This is a genomic window from Bacteroides gallinaceum, from assembly GCF_030373775.1.
Lineage (GTDB): Bacteria > Bacteroidota > Bacteroidia > Bacteroidales > Bacteroidaceae > Phocaeicola > Phocaeicola excrementipullorum.
Genome location: NZ_JAUDEN010000028.1, coordinates 19,114 through 36,315, shown reverse-complemented (window position 1 = coordinate 36,315; position 17,202 = coordinate 19,114). Strand labels below are relative to the sequence as shown.

The window sequence follows — 17,202 nt, the reverse complement described above, 5'->3', positions numbered from 1 at the left end:
ATTTGGTCAATTCCAAGAAACGCGAGACGGCGAATAAGATTTCGTTGAAATAATAAACTTATATCTTATCTAAAAACAGGTTATATTTGATAAAATATCATATATATAACCTGTTTTACCATAGTAAAGAGATGAAATCGTCATTTTATATTTAAACAACTATAGCTCATTGTCTTGCTCACCTTAATCCCCTGTTTTTAATGCATTACAAATACTCTGATCACTTTCCTGATGGTTATTGCCGAAATAATAGATAAATTTGATGTATGTTAGAAACTAAGAAACCGGAAGATTTACTGTGCTCTCGCTAAATGAAATCCTATCCATATTTTCATGCTTCATAAAATATTTTTGAATATCACTAAATTGTTCCGAATATTAGTTTGTTCTTTATATGCATAACTCAACTTTTTCTTATTAGTTTATATTATTGAAAATTATCTTGACCCAATGTTGTATCATTATCAATAATAGTAATACCTATATCCCTTAACTTTTCCTTCCAATTTGATGGAAGGAAAATCCGAGTATCGTAATATCTCTTGCCTTTCCAGACTGTATCTTGACCTATAAAGATTTCCTCTGTAGATTCACTATTATTGTTTTTCCAGAATACTACATTTTCATGTATTTCATCCCAAATTCCACCATCACAAAGAAAGTCATACAGAATCAACAGTTTACGATGACTAAACGGTTTATCATTTCTAACTATAGTTTTGTTTTCTGGATCATTAAAAAAATCATTACGTTTCTTTTGTAAGAACTCCTTACAGTCCATATTAGAACTTAAAAATTCCTTATAAAAATTGATAAAATGCTTACTTCTTACAATTCTCTTCCAAGAGCTTGTCTCATAATTAGTATAGTACCAAGGAGATTGTTGAACAGCAAATGACTTATTATCATAGACATAGAACAAAAGAATCTGTTTGATAGTTATAAGAGAACTTTTATCAAGCAACTTAGTAATGTTACCATATAAGGACTTGATACTTAATAGAAGATTTGACTTATCGATAATTTTTTCATCAGAAAAGAAATCATATATTGTATTTCCTCCAACACCTTTACCGTCAATAAAATAAGGTAAATCTTGCATTTTCCAGATTTCAGATTCAATTTCTTTCATTGCACTTGAATCTGATGAGTAAAGAGAAGATAGCAAAACTTCCTCTTCACTAAAGATTTTATTGTTTTTATTATCTTCTTCATTGTCGTCATTAAGCGAAATTGATTGCTTGTCAATTTCACCATTTGTTTCTATGAAACATTTTATAATGGTTTCAATAGATGTTGAGGAACGTTTATAGCATTGATATCTGATATAGTAGAAATGGAGAATCCTTATGAGTAATTCATCACTTATATTATTACGGCATAACCTAAAATATGTCATCCAAGACCAGAATATCATGGACTTATTCCTTGCTATAGAATTATTCTCATATTCTTTTCTTACTTTCAAATCTCCTCCTCGTGGATCTATAATATCCCACTTACCATCGTATTTATTTATCTCACTCCATAAAATACTAATAAATGAATCAAACCAATCGGTGTATAGTCCTTCGTAAATGGTTGACACTTTATTTTTAAATTCAGTACTGCATATATACATTAGCCCTTCAATGTATATTTTAATGGATTCTACACTGATTGTTATTCCTTTTAATGATGGGTTATTAAAATATTCCAAACCTTCAATACATGCGAGAAAATTATTAAATCCTTTATCTGCATTTGGGTTGTTGGCTTTACCCTGCTTCCTATTTCTCCAAAAGAATGTCTGCCACCTTTCCCACTCACGTCCATAATTGAAAAGTTCTGGTACTGGTAAAACCCTAGCTTTTTGCATTTCATTATCAGACAATTGCTCACCTCTTGAATTCATGGTTATGTATAATTCTTCTCCTTGTGATGTTGCCTCTGTCTTAAAATGCCAAAAATGAATATTGATTAGAAGATAATCAAAATAGAAATTGGAGGTATCTCCAAATATTTTTTTTATTGATTGCAAGGCGGTTATCATGGACATAACTGTAGGGTCATTTCTAAAATCATCCAAGAACCAATACGGAGTATTCTGCATGTCAGAAATAAAATCAAACGCCTTTTCCTTTTCATTTATAGTGTGTTGAATTAATTGCATTATAAACTTCTGTGTCAGACTACGAACTTTATAGTTAAAGCCCATTTCTGTTTCACTTTCATCAGCACGACATATCGAGATGAAATCATCTATACGGTTTTCAATTGATGCTCTGTATAGAAGCAGAAGAAATAATGTTGTTATTCTTTGTTGTCCGTCTATGAGGAATTCATCCATAATTCTTTCGCTTTCATATTTTACATACAATGGCTTATAAGAATATAAGAATCCTACGTTTATGTTTTTGTTTATATGGACATGGTGACATGACGCACACGGAGAAGCCTTCTTCTCTAAATCAATAAGGAAATTCTCAAGAACATCAGAATTATTCCCCCATACATATTCTCTTTGAATTTCTGGCACAATCAAATTATTAAGAGAAAAGAGAGTTAACAGATTCTCGTCTTTTAAATATGCATTATGTTTATTCATAAGATTGATTCAAAAAAATATTTATTTGATTAATTATATATTTTCTTCGGGCCAGTATATCTGACTTATCCCAATTAATCATCATTTTCGTATTAATACATCCTGTTTGTCTTTCAAGATAAATCTTATTGAATGCATCATATACATGAGGTCTGATAAAATATCCTTCTCTTGACTTTCTCATTATATCTATTCTTTTTTCTAAAAAGAAATCATTACCATAGCCTCTGTTGACTGATTCATGTAGTACACACATATTTCCCAATGAATTAATAGGAATAATCTTATTAATCTTATCGTTTATTCTTGATTTGATACTTTCCTTCCATTCCAGGTTGTCCCAATCGATTTCATCTTCTTTGATATTTATTTGTTCTGTATTATCTGATTTATTTATAATATCAAGATATTGATACAGAATGTCAGTTTGTTTTCGCTTGTCTTTAATTCTGTCACCTATAGGCGTTTGTGGAAAGATATGTTCAAGATCTTCCTTGTTTGCTCTAAAATACACAGCTGGAAGTTTTACATTGCTATTTGTTGAAAGAATACTGATAATGTCCAATAAAGTGGATACACTCACCAATTTATTGTCAAACCATGATTCCTTAAATGCAATTTTTTGCATCTCATCATCACTATAACTAACTTGCTTAAGTAAATCCTCAAATACATCATTTTGGGCTATTCTATTTTTTAGTTGCTGTATAAAATCCTTGCGAAGCGTCCCTTTCCATAATATGTATAAATCCCTAAATGTTAGCCTTGATGTTTCCTTTTCCTTGAAGGATTCTCCTGCAAATATAGATGTAAACAAAATCAAATGATATAATTCTCTATCGTTATACCAGTTTTCCAAAGTCCTTTGAAGTAGTTGCAATTCCTGAAGAAAGTTATCTCCTGTTGACTTCTTTTCGTAAAAATCCATACTTAACTTACCTTCACCGAATGCAAGAGCATAGAGTTTATAAAGGCTATTTATAGGATATAATACTTCATTAAAAGAGATTGACCCGGTATCTGACACTTTAGCTTCCTTTGTGAATTGTCTAAAATATATCTGTCTGTTTTTATCGGACCACCAAAGATTCATAGCATCTAAACTAAGTCCAATTTTGATACGCTTTTCATTGATCAGTACATTTTGTTTGGTTGTGTCATCTATTTCACCTACTTCTTTTTTCGCAACTCGGGTTATAATGAGAGCTCTAATTAAATCCGCCCCATCTAATGGTACTCTTTTGCCATTTAGATTCTCAAAAAGTTCTTTCTCTTCAATATTCTTGGGCAAATTTATTATCACTTTTACATGGTTTAGTATCTTATCCTTCATACTGGATAAAGCACAACTATTCAAATCAAACCAAGCCTGAACCGTTTTATAAGCATTGAATATGTAATAAATATCCTGATAGTCGTAATCTTTCCCATTTACTTGCGCTTTAACTAGTAATTCACCCCAAGTATTAATTTCTTTTATACCACTTGCTCTGAAGATAAATTCCTTTAAAAAATCTTCCGTTTCCTGCCTTACATTGTACTGTAGTTTTTCGTTTATCAGTTGAAACTCTTCAAGATAAGAAAGAATAATAGTAAGTGTTGTTAACCTTTGTTGTCCATCAACCACATTAAATGAAAAAGGATTCTCTACAAGAGTTATGTTTTGAAGGCAATAGAATAGGTCTAAATCTTCGTTCAAGTTGAAATTGTGAATGTCATATAATAATTTGTCTATATCTTCCTTTTCCCATTTATATCCTCTTTGATAAGGTGGTATGGCATATTTTTTACCATGGAGATAAGAATCAAATACTTCCTTTGTTGTATACAATAGTTGACCATTCATTATTTAAAGTTTTTATATATTGTAATATTTTTATATTTCACAAAAAACCGTAGATTTTTTATTATTCTATCTAAGACAGACTCTTTGGAACTGCATTACAACCATATTACTAACAACCATACAAAATATTTTATCTAATGATAAAAATAAGAAGAATAGATGAATTTGTTTATCAGAATTCCTATAGTAATTCATAAAAATTCACTTTTTAAAACCTTTTATTATCATATCTTAAAAGGGCCTTCAACGAAATCGTTGATATACCGAGTATTTTAGATTTCAACTGTAAACCATTGTCAGACGTAAGCATAATTGGATTCTGTTCTTTATACTTTAATGCGGTTGATAATATCATATTGTCAGGTGAACGTTTATCAAAGTCATCTGGCAATAAAGAAGCATCTGCGAACTCGTATAAAATCTCATGCTGTGACTCATTATTAAGATTGCGTAAAGCCTTCTCCGCGTTTTGTCTTCGTTCTTCAGTTAATTTGATTTTCATCTTATCGAGTTCATCCGTCACCTTTGCAGACAAGATGATAGGATACTTTCTGTCAATCTTAGAAATAATATCTGGACAGTCTATAAAAACATTAGTATCAATGATATAATAGTTTTTCTTGGTTATACTTAATTCCTTCTTTTTCCGTTCAAATTGAGAGAGGTCAATTTTACCTACAACTTTCAACCCTATTGTGGAGGAGACCGTTGATGCTGTTTTTTCTTCATATATAGGTTGGACTATAGGGCTTGATGATTTTGAATCTTGCAAATTAGTTCTCCATACATTTGTTTTACCATCAAACTTATCACAATTATCTATAAACTGTAATACTGTAGGCGAGACAGAGTGAAATTCGTTAAGAGGCATATCTGAAATAATGAGAGTCGTACTAAGCGAACGGCTTGTTGCTACATTAAAACGTCGATCTTCTAGTGCGAAACCCGGATTCCTTCCAGGAATGTATAGAATAGCATAATCAACAGTCATACCTTGGATTCTATCTATCGTTTCGATAGTTATATCCAGCTCAAGGTCAGACGTACAGAAACGTTTCTGCAGTTCCTTTACAGAATCTCTAAAAGGTGTTATGATAGCTAAAGAACGATCAGGATAAAATTTTTCCAGTTTTTCAATCACATCTCGTATAATAGCATCTGCTTTATCTGAATAAACTCCATTGCGGACATCTAGTGTACAATGGTAAAGTACACCGCCATCTTGTGGAAATAAGACACTATTCGCTTTGGTAAAATCTAAATAGTCTTTCTTCACAGAAACAAAACGATTCCCGTAAAAGCATTTTGTAAGGGAGGCAGATCGACTCGTGAGACGGAAAGTGGTTACTATACGATAAGATTTTATCGATGTCCCCAGTGCCATAGACTTCAATCCTTCAACTTGTGTTGCCACATTCCACGAATTATATTGTGGATTGTTAAGTTTCACGATAGGTGGCAACTGCATAGGATCACCTACAATTAGGCAATCAATCCCCAACTGCTTAAACGCAACTATAGCCGTGAGAAAAGCCTGAGAAGCTTCTTCTATTACGACCAAATCGTATTTAGGCAGGCCATATAGTGCCATTTTCTTCTCACTATATACGCTTGATAGCTGGTAGTTTGTAGCACACAACAATTCTCCATTCGGCACTTGCAAATCTGAAGTAGCATTCTTAACTCCATTCACCAGTTTTCGTTCATCAACAGACAGACTCGTCTTACTAATACGCCCATCTTTAATATACTTTTGTAAAGGTTTTTGTTTGATCAACTCGATTAGTCCTTTATTGGCCATCGTAGTTACACATACAGTCTTACCCCAATCTAAATATTGGGAAATGATTGTGGCAATAGTATAACTTTTACCTGTTCCTGGAGGACCCTGTACAATACAAGAATGCTCATCCGTCAATGTCTGAATGATAGTATCCGATATTTTTGTGGGAGCTTGCTCGTCAAACGCTAATTCTTCAGGAAACCAAGATTCATAATCTATAGTTGGCTCAACATTTAACTCATCATTTGAAGAGAACATATCCATATAACTTGCAAGATTGCGGAAATAGTCAACTGGTGGAAATGGATTATGTATAATAACAGTAAGCGATTTCCCGGCTGCTACAGTTTTAGAAAATATATCGTACAACTTAAGGCTTATACCAGAACACGCCACATAGTCGTATGACGAATTATCAGAATTCATATAATACATTGGAATCATGTCGGATCCTGGTGAATGATAAGTAGGATTAGCACAAAACTCCTCCCAACGACATGACCATTCAGTTATATGATCGCCCAAAGCAGCCTTTGCTCCTTTGGCTATAATTACAATGCTTTTTTGTACTTTTAGCCGTGGCGCCATATCGCGTGGGCATTTGAGTATCACCATACCTGTTTCATGTTGGATGGAGTCAACATATGCAATTGACAATTCGCCAGTTCTAAACAGATTGCACATCTGGGACTTATTTATTTTTTGCTGTTCATTTATAGCTTCTTTTACCTGATCCGCAAAGAATGATTTATAGTTGGATAGTTTTATTCTGTCAATCATGATTAATCTCCATATTCGTTAGTATCTATATTCCCGTCTTTAGCCTCGGCCATTGCACCTACATAATGAGCAAACACAGCATCCATATTAGTATGAGACGCGACTCGGATTAGCGTATAGGCTGTGCCTTTTACATTTTCCAGTAAACCTGTATATAGAGCATTTACAACCTTTACTTTTTCCTTTCCTGTAATTTTTAATACAATATCATCCTTCTCTACTAATTGCAAGAATTTTTCAGTTGTATCTATCCACTCAAAGTTTTTACCTTTCCCATCAAGATATACGCATATTCGGTATGTTCCGTTGAGCATTTTATTCCAGACTGTAGGTCCGATATACATAACACCACGTGCGGCACTGCAGGCATGTACACAGCGACCATCCTTTAACTGATGTTCTGTTACATCTTTTGCATTTTTCACAAACTCCTCCATAGTCTCTACCGGTTCTTCATGTTGCTCATTTTTTAAATTTAGATATAGACGTAGTTGAGCAAGATAGTTAGTATCTGCAATTTGTTCCGGCTTAATATTGCATTTAGCTAACAAGTCAATTTCCTCTTGAGTTTCAGGTAAAGACTCTAATTCTAGTGGAATGCCATGGGAGCGCATACGTTCCGTCTCTTCTTTGGTAGAGTTTTGGGGATATCTGCGAGTAAAAGACTTATATGGTCTATCACCAAGATATTGAAAATCTTTATCTTCATCGTTAGAATCCATGTATTCATTACGATCCGGGTCATAATCTGATTTATTTGTATTCCTTATGTAAGAGGTTGCCTCAGAAGACTTATGATTAAAAGTAACAGGAACAAAATTCTTAGGCTCTACGTTATTAGGATGTATATCATAATTCGCAGAACCATCAAGGCTTTTGTCTTCTTCTACTTGCTCATAATCATTATGTCTATTTGCGTGTAGATTTTCTTCACCTCTTGCGGTATCACGTTCTGTATTAACAATATCTGTCTTAAGTATAATACCCGTTGGCTCACCTAAATTAGGCGTTATTAATTCATGATTTGAATCATTACTTGTTTCTATTTGTATGTCTGAAGATGGGGCAGAGCTATCATCGGTTTCAAAATCTTCATCAGTATTATCATTTTGCATCTCTGTTTCAGACTTATCCACAACATAGGAGTCTAAGTTTGAAATTATCGGTTTCAAAAGTTCTGGCTCTTCATCATTTTCTTCATACTCAGACTTTGCAATTCTAACGCCTAACTGTTTCTGTATTATATTTCTAAAGTTCTCATCTCCAGCTAAATCTTTACAATTTTCATTAGCAAAGTTTTCAAATTCATTTATGCTCTGCTTAGGGACGAATACCTGCATGAATAAATCTCTGTCCATCTCACTGCCGACTACATTCCGCAATTCATCTATAAAATCGGTAAAAACGAGCAAATCATTCCATTTTCCAACATAATAGAATATATTCTTATCGGAATCATGATAAAATTTCTTAGCTGTTTGTGAGATTTCCTTGTTATACTTATAAGTAAGGGAAATTCTAATACATCTTTGAAAAGATAACTTATCAAACTGTTCGCATAATGAGTTATAATATTCTAACCAATTATCGGGCTTTTCAATAGCTGCAACAAATAATAAGTAATTTCTAAGCTTGTTTTTAAGTTGATTATCATTTATATCAGATAGTTCCGGCGCAAAAATCATATCCTCCCACTTTATACAAGGGAGTTGCAGCATCTTACATTCCTTATAAAAATTTTCCGTAGCTTTTGAGAAATAATCATCAAGAATTATTTTAGGATGAGTTTTAAAATACTGTTCCAAATATTTTGCATCTGCTTTCTCATCTATATCCAAAGCATACAGATCACGAAGGAAACACTTTTTCAGGCTTCTATTTCTCCACCTGGATTTCTCATCCTCTCTATATTCAGTTATACGTTTATTTTTTTCAATGTCATGTTCATCGTAATCATCTGCCATCCACTTCAAAAGGAAATAACGCTTGGTTTGATCTTCTGTGAACATAAGCGCATTCATTCCATCTTCAAACGAAAGTGTCTCTTTGAATGGAAGCATATCAAGGACTTCGTATGAAATATTTGGATAGTCATCAAAAGGATAACATTTACTCCAGTCAGATACCAATTTCATGTATTCCCTAAGTTCCTTTCTGCTATAAAGATTTTCTGGATAATCCACAATTCCGCACGGAATAGGTACACACTTTTTACCATTAAATTTTCCTTCTTCAATCATCGTCTTTATTGTTCCAACAGGTGCATTCTTGTGTGGAATAAACCTTCTCCAAAAGAAATCAGCAAAAGTAAAATTGGATAGTAGATTTATATCATTATCCTCAAATCGATAATGGATATCAAATGTATCTCTAATCTTTCTTCCAAGATTTTCACAATCAAATTTCGAATAATCTGTTGCAAGATATGTAAGTTCTTTGTCTGTAATGCCATTACTCTCAAAGTCGCATAGAGGATGATACTCTTTACCTAGAGTTAGTTGTTTCTGGTCATAATACTTATTGTCTTTAGCAAGCAACTTGATTTTACGAATACTATCGATATATACTTTTCTCTCCTTGTCATCAATTTCTAAGATATCCTTAACAAATCTTAGATGAATATCATTTGAAATTTTGCCGTTATCTTGCATACTAAGATACTTCGCAATCTTTTCAAAACGCCAGTCTTCAACATTCTCCACTATGGTAGCACCTACTTCTTTTGCAATATCAAGTATCAAAGCTCTGGTTTCCGCACTATATTGCGAAATGTCACACTCGTTATCAAGTAATAAATATTTAAATGGCTCGTTTATCTTTTTCGTGCTGATAAAAAGGCAATTGCAAATTTGCTCATACTCTCCATCCCGCTTCTGTAGACGTAAAGACAATAAATCAGAAATGGAAACATTTCGTTCCTTAAAGTAATCCTTAGCTTGTGCAATCATGCTGGGAACACCTGGATCTTCTATTTCAGACAAATTAGGGATTATCTGGTCAAATACAAGTTCGGTCTGTTCTGACATAACTCCAAGATTCTCAAAGAATTTTCTCCATTCTTTTTTTGAAGCAGCAGTTAAACTTTCACTATATTTAGGAATAACGAATAATGGCGAATCGTAATACTTCTTTACAATTGATTCAATATACTGTCCATCAGGCAATAAGTCATCAGACATATAAATTGAGTTTTCTGAGATTATATAATAATGTTCTTTACCTTCCGTATCAGACGCAATTATCGGTAAATCTTTCAATACGGAAATATTTCCCTGGCAATTTATCTTAATCCAACGCCAGAAATCTATATTGGACTCGACATCAAACAAGTTATTCACAAGATCGCCCAAGTTATCTGGTATAATTTCATTGAAAAAAATGCTATTCTCGAATTTTCTTACACCAAATAACCTACGAAAGACTGATACCAATTCTTCTTTTTCTCCTTCACTTTTACCAACAAAATAACTATCTGACAATGAATAAATCCAATTATCCGACAACCACTTTTTTTGTATAATCTCCTCATACTTATCTGAATAGATAAAAGAATTCTTGTCTGCTGGTCCGACCAAAGAATTGCCATTTCTATCAATAACAATTACATCGAATGCAGTGAGTTCTCCATCCTTAAATTCATTAGCATTAATTCTAACGAAGTCAATAAATGGCGCAGCCGTCTTAATGTCATCAAGAGACTCGTTAATTTTGGACAAATTATCATTTTCTTTTATAATGGAATTTATGATTTCTTTATCAGAATACTCAAGCACGTGAAATCTATTCTTTAGATATTCCAAACACTTTTCCTTGTTTTTGTCATAGTAATCCTTTGAGATAAAATCCATCCATGCATCATCAATCCATTCCTCTTTCTTAACTTCATAACCACGATTAGATTCAAAAAATACTAGACGATTAAAATCACTCACAATTTCATCATTTACATTGTAAAATGGAAGATCTAACATCCCTTTGCAATCTATCTGGTTAGTAGCAAGGAATTGGATAAAAGATACTGAATTGTCCTTATTCCTCAATAATGACTTCATATCATTGTTTGCAAGAATATCTGACACAAATTTATCTGCATCAAAAACCAAGAACTCGTTTTTTATTGTTTCATTCCAGTTCGCATTCTCCTTAAAGTATTCTCTTGTAGCATATGATAAATGAGGAAGGTAGTCATCTGCGAAGCATGAGAGATTTTCCAACTGCTCATCGATGTTATAATACATTGAGGATGCTGAATACAAATATCCATTTTCGCCAATGAATATTTCTTTCTTTTGTTTGATAAAGTCAGACAAATACTTATGATCTAACAAAAAAGTCAAGAATCGATTGTTGTTTTCTTGAATTTGAAGCCATTCAATAAAATCTGACTTTGAGCACATTTCAAGTAATTGTTCCTCGCCAAAGACCATGTCACTTGCGTGATATTTTTCTATGAAAACAGAGAAAAATGGCTTATCCCTAAGATCAGGATGAGGGAAATATTCATCATTATTAGTAGTCCAATTAGCACCATTGGCAAATGTCAATAGTTCTTCATCAGACATAATGTCTGATGAAGATATGCCCGTGGTATCATATATAATTTTTGCTGTCAAAGAGTACGGTTCATCATTCCCTTTGATTGGAACAAACTTTTTTTGTAGAATATGTTTCTCAAATTCTTGTTGAAACTCATCAATAAAAGAGTCATAGGCGGAGTGCCTCTTTTTGCATTCATCAAAATCCGGAATAAGAGAAAAAACAGAATCAAGTTCGTATTCATTACTTTCCATTAGCAGCTGTAACCAAAAGAAGAATTTTTCACCTGCAATTTTTGCAAATAAAAGATTAAACTTAACGTCAGTCTTTAATTGGTTTCGATCACCCGATGGCACCATATCAGTATTCATCAAAAATGGAAATCCAAACTCAGCCTTGGTTGGCAAATAGCAATATACTGTTGCTTTTTCAACTGGTTCTATAATATTACCTCTCTTTTTTGCCGCAAAAGAAACATAAGTATCTGTGAATGTTTTATATTTTGGCGGTATCCTCCTTTCTGGATGTTCATTGCACTCTTTTATAATGATGAATCTTTCTGTTTCTTCATCTAGTTCATGTTTAAAAGCATCTGAAACTATCCAATTAGCTAATTCTCCTTTAGTGCAAATTATTGGCTCTTCTCCTGGAAAGAAGACCTTTACGGATTTAATGTTGGGTATAAAAACGATATCACGGATGTCCTTAAATATATCTCTTAGCACATATTCATGACTCTTTTCAGATTCTTGATTTTTATCCATTCCATACAAATAGTCCAATTTCCTTGGTTGCATGACTATCTGTACATTAAATTTGCTCAAACCTTCTTCAATTAGATTTGGAATTGTACTGTCAAATTTCTCTAACTCAGATACAGTTGTCCATATAGGCATAATTTGAAAGGGCCGTCCATCCTTCTCTTGGTTCTTATCAAAGCGGAACGTAAAATCTCCAGTTTTAATATAAACCCAGTCATGAGCATGAAATACAGTCTTGAATCCAATTCCTTTATAGCCTATTGCATTTTTGTTTTTTATTTTGCTACCACTGCCGATACTGCATATTCCGGCTACATCACGTGGGGTAAATTGTGCTCCTGAATGCCTACAAATTAAATATTTATCAGTTAATCGGAACTCTACTTCCACAGGGACAACTTTATCATTTTTGTCTTTTATAGGATAATCATTTGCATTTTGCAACAACTCATAGATAAATGTTCCATCACTACTTGCCATTAACTCTGAGCTAATTGTTTCCATTGCACTATTCATGGCAGTACCATGAGCTCTGTCATCCCATAACTTGTGTAGATTATTTATCAAATCCATGGGATCTATTCGCTTAGCTGGTTTTGATCTATCTACATCTATAACATAACCCCTTTCATTATTTGCAAGTGAAACTTTCCAATTAAAACGATAATATCGGTTGGTTTTTAGAGTATATAATGGCCCATTGAGTGAAATTACAATTTCTCGTTCAGTGTCATTTTCACTTATAGCAGGATATTTATGTTCATGGAATAAATTATCTCGAACATCAGATATTTTGTATTGTCCTTCTTTGTTGATTTCATAAAAACCAACAATCTCCGGCCATCCAATCTCTGCATCTTTAATTAGCTTCTTATAGTAAGTTCCTACCTCTGGCAAAGAATACAATGCCTCAATCGAGTTCAACTTAGAATTTGAGAATGAATGCCTCGTTAATGATTTCTGTCGATTATTAAATGTTATTACATTATCGTTATTTAATCGTCTAATGTATACAACAGGTAAGGTTCCAGACTTATCCACCTCAATTTCAAATATATGTAAATCAGCAATAAACTTTGCTAGTTTTTCATAGCCATATTTTTTATAGCTTATATTTGCTTTCTTTAGCGGCGAGCCCATATTAGCCAAATTGACCCACCCATCTCCTTTATCTTGCAAAGTTTCTTGTGGCAATGACTTATAAATTGCCAGGATTTCTTCTATTATAGATTTTTCAATCATAAAATTATACTTGAATAAGTTACAAGATAGTCATCATAATTTTCTGATTGTCTGTAGGGACAAGTAGCTCACGAATATCAACTTCAAGTATCTTTGCAATTTCTACTAAAGTTTCAAGAGTGGGCTGTGTTGTATTAGTACACCATTTGCTTACTGTAGCCTGATCTTTACCAATTTGGTCAGCAAGCCACTTATTCGTTTTCTTCTTCTCTACAAGAACTACCTTAATACGATTTATGTCTGCCATAGTTATTTCTTTTTGTATTACAAAAATAGCCAATTCATCTCAAAAGACTTTCATATTACATAATTATATTTCTATATAGACATATACTTTTGCGATATATGCAATATTTTAAACCCAAAAACTCACCAATTACTTCAAGAGTTATCAATAACAGCAGAAATTCTCTCTACCTATACTATTATCCGGCAATTTATAATCCGGATAGAATAAAAATGAATCTCCGGGAATATCTTGGTATTGATTCTATACCCGTCCCCAAAATGAAATTGAACGTGATTTCAATAATGGGGATATAGAGTAAGGCTGAAGCCGTATGTTGTATCAGAGTACAAGCAATCGTTAACGAAGAATTCGGGGTTCTTGACAAGCACAAAATGAAAGCTGATTTTCTTGCCTATTTTCGTGAGAAAGCAAAACTTAAGTATCGTATCACAAATGGGACTGCGTTTACTTGCATTTTGAGACGTTTGTATCTGCTATTACACTTTCGGCGTTGTAACAGCAGAGCTTTGCCAGAAGTTTAGACATTATCGACTGAATTGTAAACAGATCCGTTACTCTAACATTAACATTTCGAGGAATTCTGTAGTTGGTTATTTTTCGATTTTCCGTACATTGCTGAAAATAGCTTATCAAGAGAAGATGTTATGCGAGAATCTTAATGACTTATAGACAAGATTGAATGGGAAAAGTCAAAAAGCAGTATCTTATATTATCGGAAGACAAGACACTAGTTACACTATGTAAGATTACTGTATTGAAACAAACTCATTATTTTCCTGTATGACAAATCTCCGCATCAGTAATATTTTACAGCTTACATGGGATAATATTGAAGTTGATCTACATTAGAATTTGTTGCAAGAAAACAGAAACGTAAGCTACCCACCCCTATCAGTAAACGAGGCTTTGGAAATACGTTTGGCTCCCAGCTGCGTGTTTAAATGACTGACTAGAGCTATGATTAATCAACCTCACAAGCAATAGATTTCGAAAGCTGGAATCAGAAAATACATAAGCTTCCATTCGTATAGACACTCGTATGTGGTCATCCAAATCTCTTTAAGTACATACATTTACACAGTATCGAAGATACTAACGCATAAGAATGTCACCACCACTCAAATCAATGCTGATTTGGTCAATTCCAAGAAGCGAGAGACAGCGAATAAAATTTCTCTGAAATAGCATTGAGTTCTGTAACGTAAGAAGAGTCGGACTAGGTTTTAACCCCATGTCGGACTCTTCTTTTTTATTCTATTGTGACATAGATAGTATAGAAATAAGTACCATATCGAGGACAAATGCTGCCACTTTCTTGGATTTATAACATGATATCTATGAAATGACATATATTTGCGCACAAACAATTAGCAAATATCACTATGAATCAGAAAAGTATAGAACATATAGCACTTTATTCCCTTGTATTGGTAGGTACTCTTGTTGTTGGTGTTTTAGCTCGGCAGTTTGTTTTATCCAAAGGCGTTGACGATTTCAGTAGTAGTGTTGCATTTTTTGCGACAGTAATTGTCTTGATGGCGGTCTATGCCAGTTTACAGACAACTTTCAATCAGTTTCTGTTGCCACGCATAGAAGCTTTTCTATTGCGTTTCCCTGCTTTTCAAAAGATGAAAAATCACAATGATACCGTTTCTGTTCCGGAAGCCTCTACAATCAAAGATTCAAACCAAGCTACGCCTGATGTCATTGAGTCTGCTCCTACCACTGAAGAAACAATCTCTGAACCCTCAGAATATGAAGTTATGCGAACCAACGCTATAGCAAAAAAGAATCGTGCTACTCAAACCAGATTGGAAAAGGTCCTCAGCTATACGAAGCAAACAATGGTTGCTTATATGAGTGAAGAAGATCTCAATCGTCTATGCACATACGTTGCAGAATATAGTACGGAAGATACCTTACAAAAGATATCGCCTATAAAGGTTGATTCACAACTCAAAAGTATTGATATTATGCACTTTGGTTGGAATATCGGCAAGGCTTTTGGTAGAAAGCGTATTCATACAGCTACATTTATTAAAAATGTCTTTGCCCACACTCTTTGCGACGTGGAAATCTCAACTATTGAGCGTAAAATGTCACACACAGAATCTAAAACTAAGATTCATTTAAATAATCAATTAGTGTAATTTACCGTCTATTTTTTCTAACTATATCTTTTAGAGTGTCTATTGATATGTTGCTCCTATGCAATATTGCATGACAATTGGGGCAAACTGGTATGAGGTCATTCTCATAATCCACCTTATAACTTTTTCCTTTATTTTCAGAGATGGGAGTTATATGATGAACATGAATAAAATCCTTACCTAATTCTCCATATTCCTTTTCAAAATCAAACTGACAAATATTACAGATACATCCATATTTTTGTATACACATTTTTCTAGCTATCGGATTTCGTTCATATTTATTCACCAAAACTTGTTGTTTTGCGCCTTCATAATATTCATTCTCATATCTTGTGTTACTATCATTATCAAGAATCCAAAATTTTCTTTTTCTCTTTATCATTTTCCGAGGTATAATACCATTTTTTTTGCAGAAAACGAGATATTCTTTATCTATGCTTTTATCATATTCACAAGTATAACCGAGTATTTTATTTATAGCCTGAGTCGTTTTACTACCATGTTTACCATTATTCTTTATAAAATGAGTTATTATATCATTCTGTAAATACCCAATAAATCGACTAGGAGCAAAATGATTATCTCCCCTAGACTTATATACGACAAAATCAATTCCATTACCGATTAATTTTCGGACATTATTATAATGTTCCTCATTGTCGTCTGATAAATAAGCATCAATCTGACTCAGATTCTCCATTAATTCAGAGACACTGATAATAATTCGCCCTAATTTTTTCATATCAATTTCCTATTAACTGGTACAAAAGTACGGATTTATCTAAATAAATCACCATCCAAAAGTTATCTCACAGTTATATTCCGGTGATGTTTCCCACCATCAAAACACCAATTTCCTTTGTCAGCGAACAATTAAAAACGAGTACGTATGGCAAACGAACAAATCACTTTTGATAAGCTGCCGCAGGCGGTAGGTTATCTCACAGAACAGATGGAACAAATCCGGCAAATGTTGGCGGCACTGCAACCGCAGACTTCTTCTGACAAACATCGTCTTGTCGAAATTGACGAAGCCTGTAAAATCACACGAAAGGCAAAACCTACCATTTACACGCTTGCACGTAAAGGACTGATTCCAGCCTATAAAAAAGGTAAGAAACTCTACTTCTATGAAGATGAGCTGCTGCAATGGATTGAATCCGGACGCAAGCAAATGCGGGCCATGTCACTTCAGGAACAGGCAGCGGAGATAGTACATGGAGCGAAACGCAAACCAAAGGGAGGTTATAACTTTTGATCTGCA

Annotated in this window: 8 protein-coding genes and 1 pseudogene; 3 read left to right on the top strand and 6 right to left on the bottom strand. The window is 33.5% G+C overall.

Annotated features, from left to right (window positions below):
• Positions 1–427: 427 nt before the first annotated feature.
• From QUW60_RS12820 to QUW60_RS12800, 5 genes are all read right to left on the bottom strand, one after another.
• On the bottom strand, positions 428–2,587 hold the full coding sequence (locus QUW60_RS12820) for a DUF262 domain-containing protein (RefSeq protein ID WP_289560936.1): 2,160 nt from the start codon (positions 2,585–2,587) through the stop codon (positions 428–430).
• A complete protein-coding gene (locus QUW60_RS12815; RefSeq protein WP_289560934.1) occupies positions 2,580–4,433 on the bottom strand; it encodes a DUF262 domain-containing protein in 1,854 nt (617 codons plus the stop codon). The genes QUW60_RS12820 and QUW60_RS12815 overlap by 8 nt, the downstream gene beginning before the upstream one ends.
• Before the next feature lie 208 nt (positions 4,434–4,641).
• Positions 4,642–6,996, bottom strand: coding sequence for a PIN domain-containing protein (locus tag QUW60_RS12810; protein WP_204500500.1), 2,355 nt, complete (start codon positions 6,994–6,996; stop codon positions 4,642–4,644).
• A gap of 2 nt (positions 6,997–6,998) precedes the next feature.
• Complete coding sequence (locus QUW60_RS12805) at positions 6,999–13,535, bottom strand: OST-HTH/LOTUS domain-containing protein (RefSeq protein WP_289560931.1); 6,537 nt, start codon at positions 13,533–13,535, stop codon at positions 6,999–7,001.
• A gap of 19 nt (positions 13,536–13,554) precedes the next feature.
• Positions 13,555–13,782, bottom strand: coding sequence for a helix-turn-helix transcriptional regulator (locus QUW60_RS12800; RefSeq protein WP_204500496.1), 228 nt, complete (start codon positions 13,780–13,782; stop codon positions 13,555–13,557).
• Positions 13,783–13,880: 98 nt separating this feature from the next.
• On the opposite strand from QUW60_RS12800, the pseudogene QUW60_RS15165 reads away from it, so the two are divergent.
• Positions 13,881–14,970, top strand: a pseudogene (locus QUW60_RS15165) (site-specific integrase).
• A gap of 197 nt (positions 14,971–15,167) precedes the next feature.
• Positions 15,168–15,935 (top strand): mobilization protein, encoded by a 768-nt coding sequence (locus tag QUW60_RS12790; protein ID WP_204500494.1) that lies wholly within the window; start codon positions 15,168–15,170, stop codon positions 15,933–15,935.
• Between the two features lies 1 nt (position 15,936).
• Here QUW60_RS12790 and QUW60_RS12785 read toward each other — a convergent pair whose 3' ends face one another.
• A complete protein-coding gene (locus QUW60_RS12785; protein ID WP_009319482.1) occupies positions 15,937–16,680 on the bottom strand; it encodes an HNH endonuclease in 744 nt (247 codons plus the stop codon).
• A gap of 147 nt (positions 16,681–16,827) precedes the next feature.
• Between QUW60_RS12785 and QUW60_RS12780 the strand changes: the two genes are divergently transcribed.
• The gene (locus tag QUW60_RS12780) at positions 16,828–17,196 is read left to right on the top strand and encodes a helix-turn-helix domain-containing protein (RefSeq protein WP_204500492.1); all 369 of its coding nucleotides are present in this window, start codon (positions 16,828–16,830) and stop codon (positions 17,194–17,196) included.
• Positions 17,197–17,202: the final 6 nt, after the last annotated feature.

Excerpts from the sequence above, each read along its gene's own strand:
- QUW60_RS12820 (WP_289560936.1), bottom strand. The coding sequence starts at position 2,587 with ATGAATAAACATAATGCATATTTAAAAGACGAGAATCTGTTAACTCTC.
- QUW60_RS12815 (WP_289560934.1), bottom strand. The coding sequence starts at position 4,433 with ATGAATGGTCAACTATTGTATACAACAAAGGAAGTATTTGATTCTTAT.
- QUW60_RS12810 (WP_204500500.1), bottom strand. The coding sequence starts at position 6,996 with ATGATTGACAGAATAAAACTATCCAACTATAAATCATTCTTTGCGGAT.
- QUW60_RS12805 (WP_289560931.1), bottom strand. The coding sequence starts at position 13,535 with ATGATTGAAAAATCTATAATAGAAGAAATCCTGGCAATTTATAAGTCA.
- QUW60_RS12800 (WP_204500496.1), bottom strand. The coding sequence starts at position 13,782 with ATGGCAGACATAAATCGTATTAAGGTAGTTCTTGTAGAGAAGAAGAAA.
- QUW60_RS12790 (WP_204500494.1), top strand. The coding sequence starts at position 15,168 with ATGAATCAGAAAAGTATAGAACATATAGCACTTTATTCCCTTGTATTG.
- QUW60_RS12785 (WP_009319482.1), bottom strand. The coding sequence starts at position 16,680 with ATGAAAAAATTAGGGCGAATTATTATCAGTGTCTCTGAATTAATGGAG.
- QUW60_RS12780 (WP_204500492.1), top strand. The coding sequence starts at position 16,828 with ATGGCAAACGAACAAATCACTTTTGATAAGCTGCCGCAGGCGGTAGGT.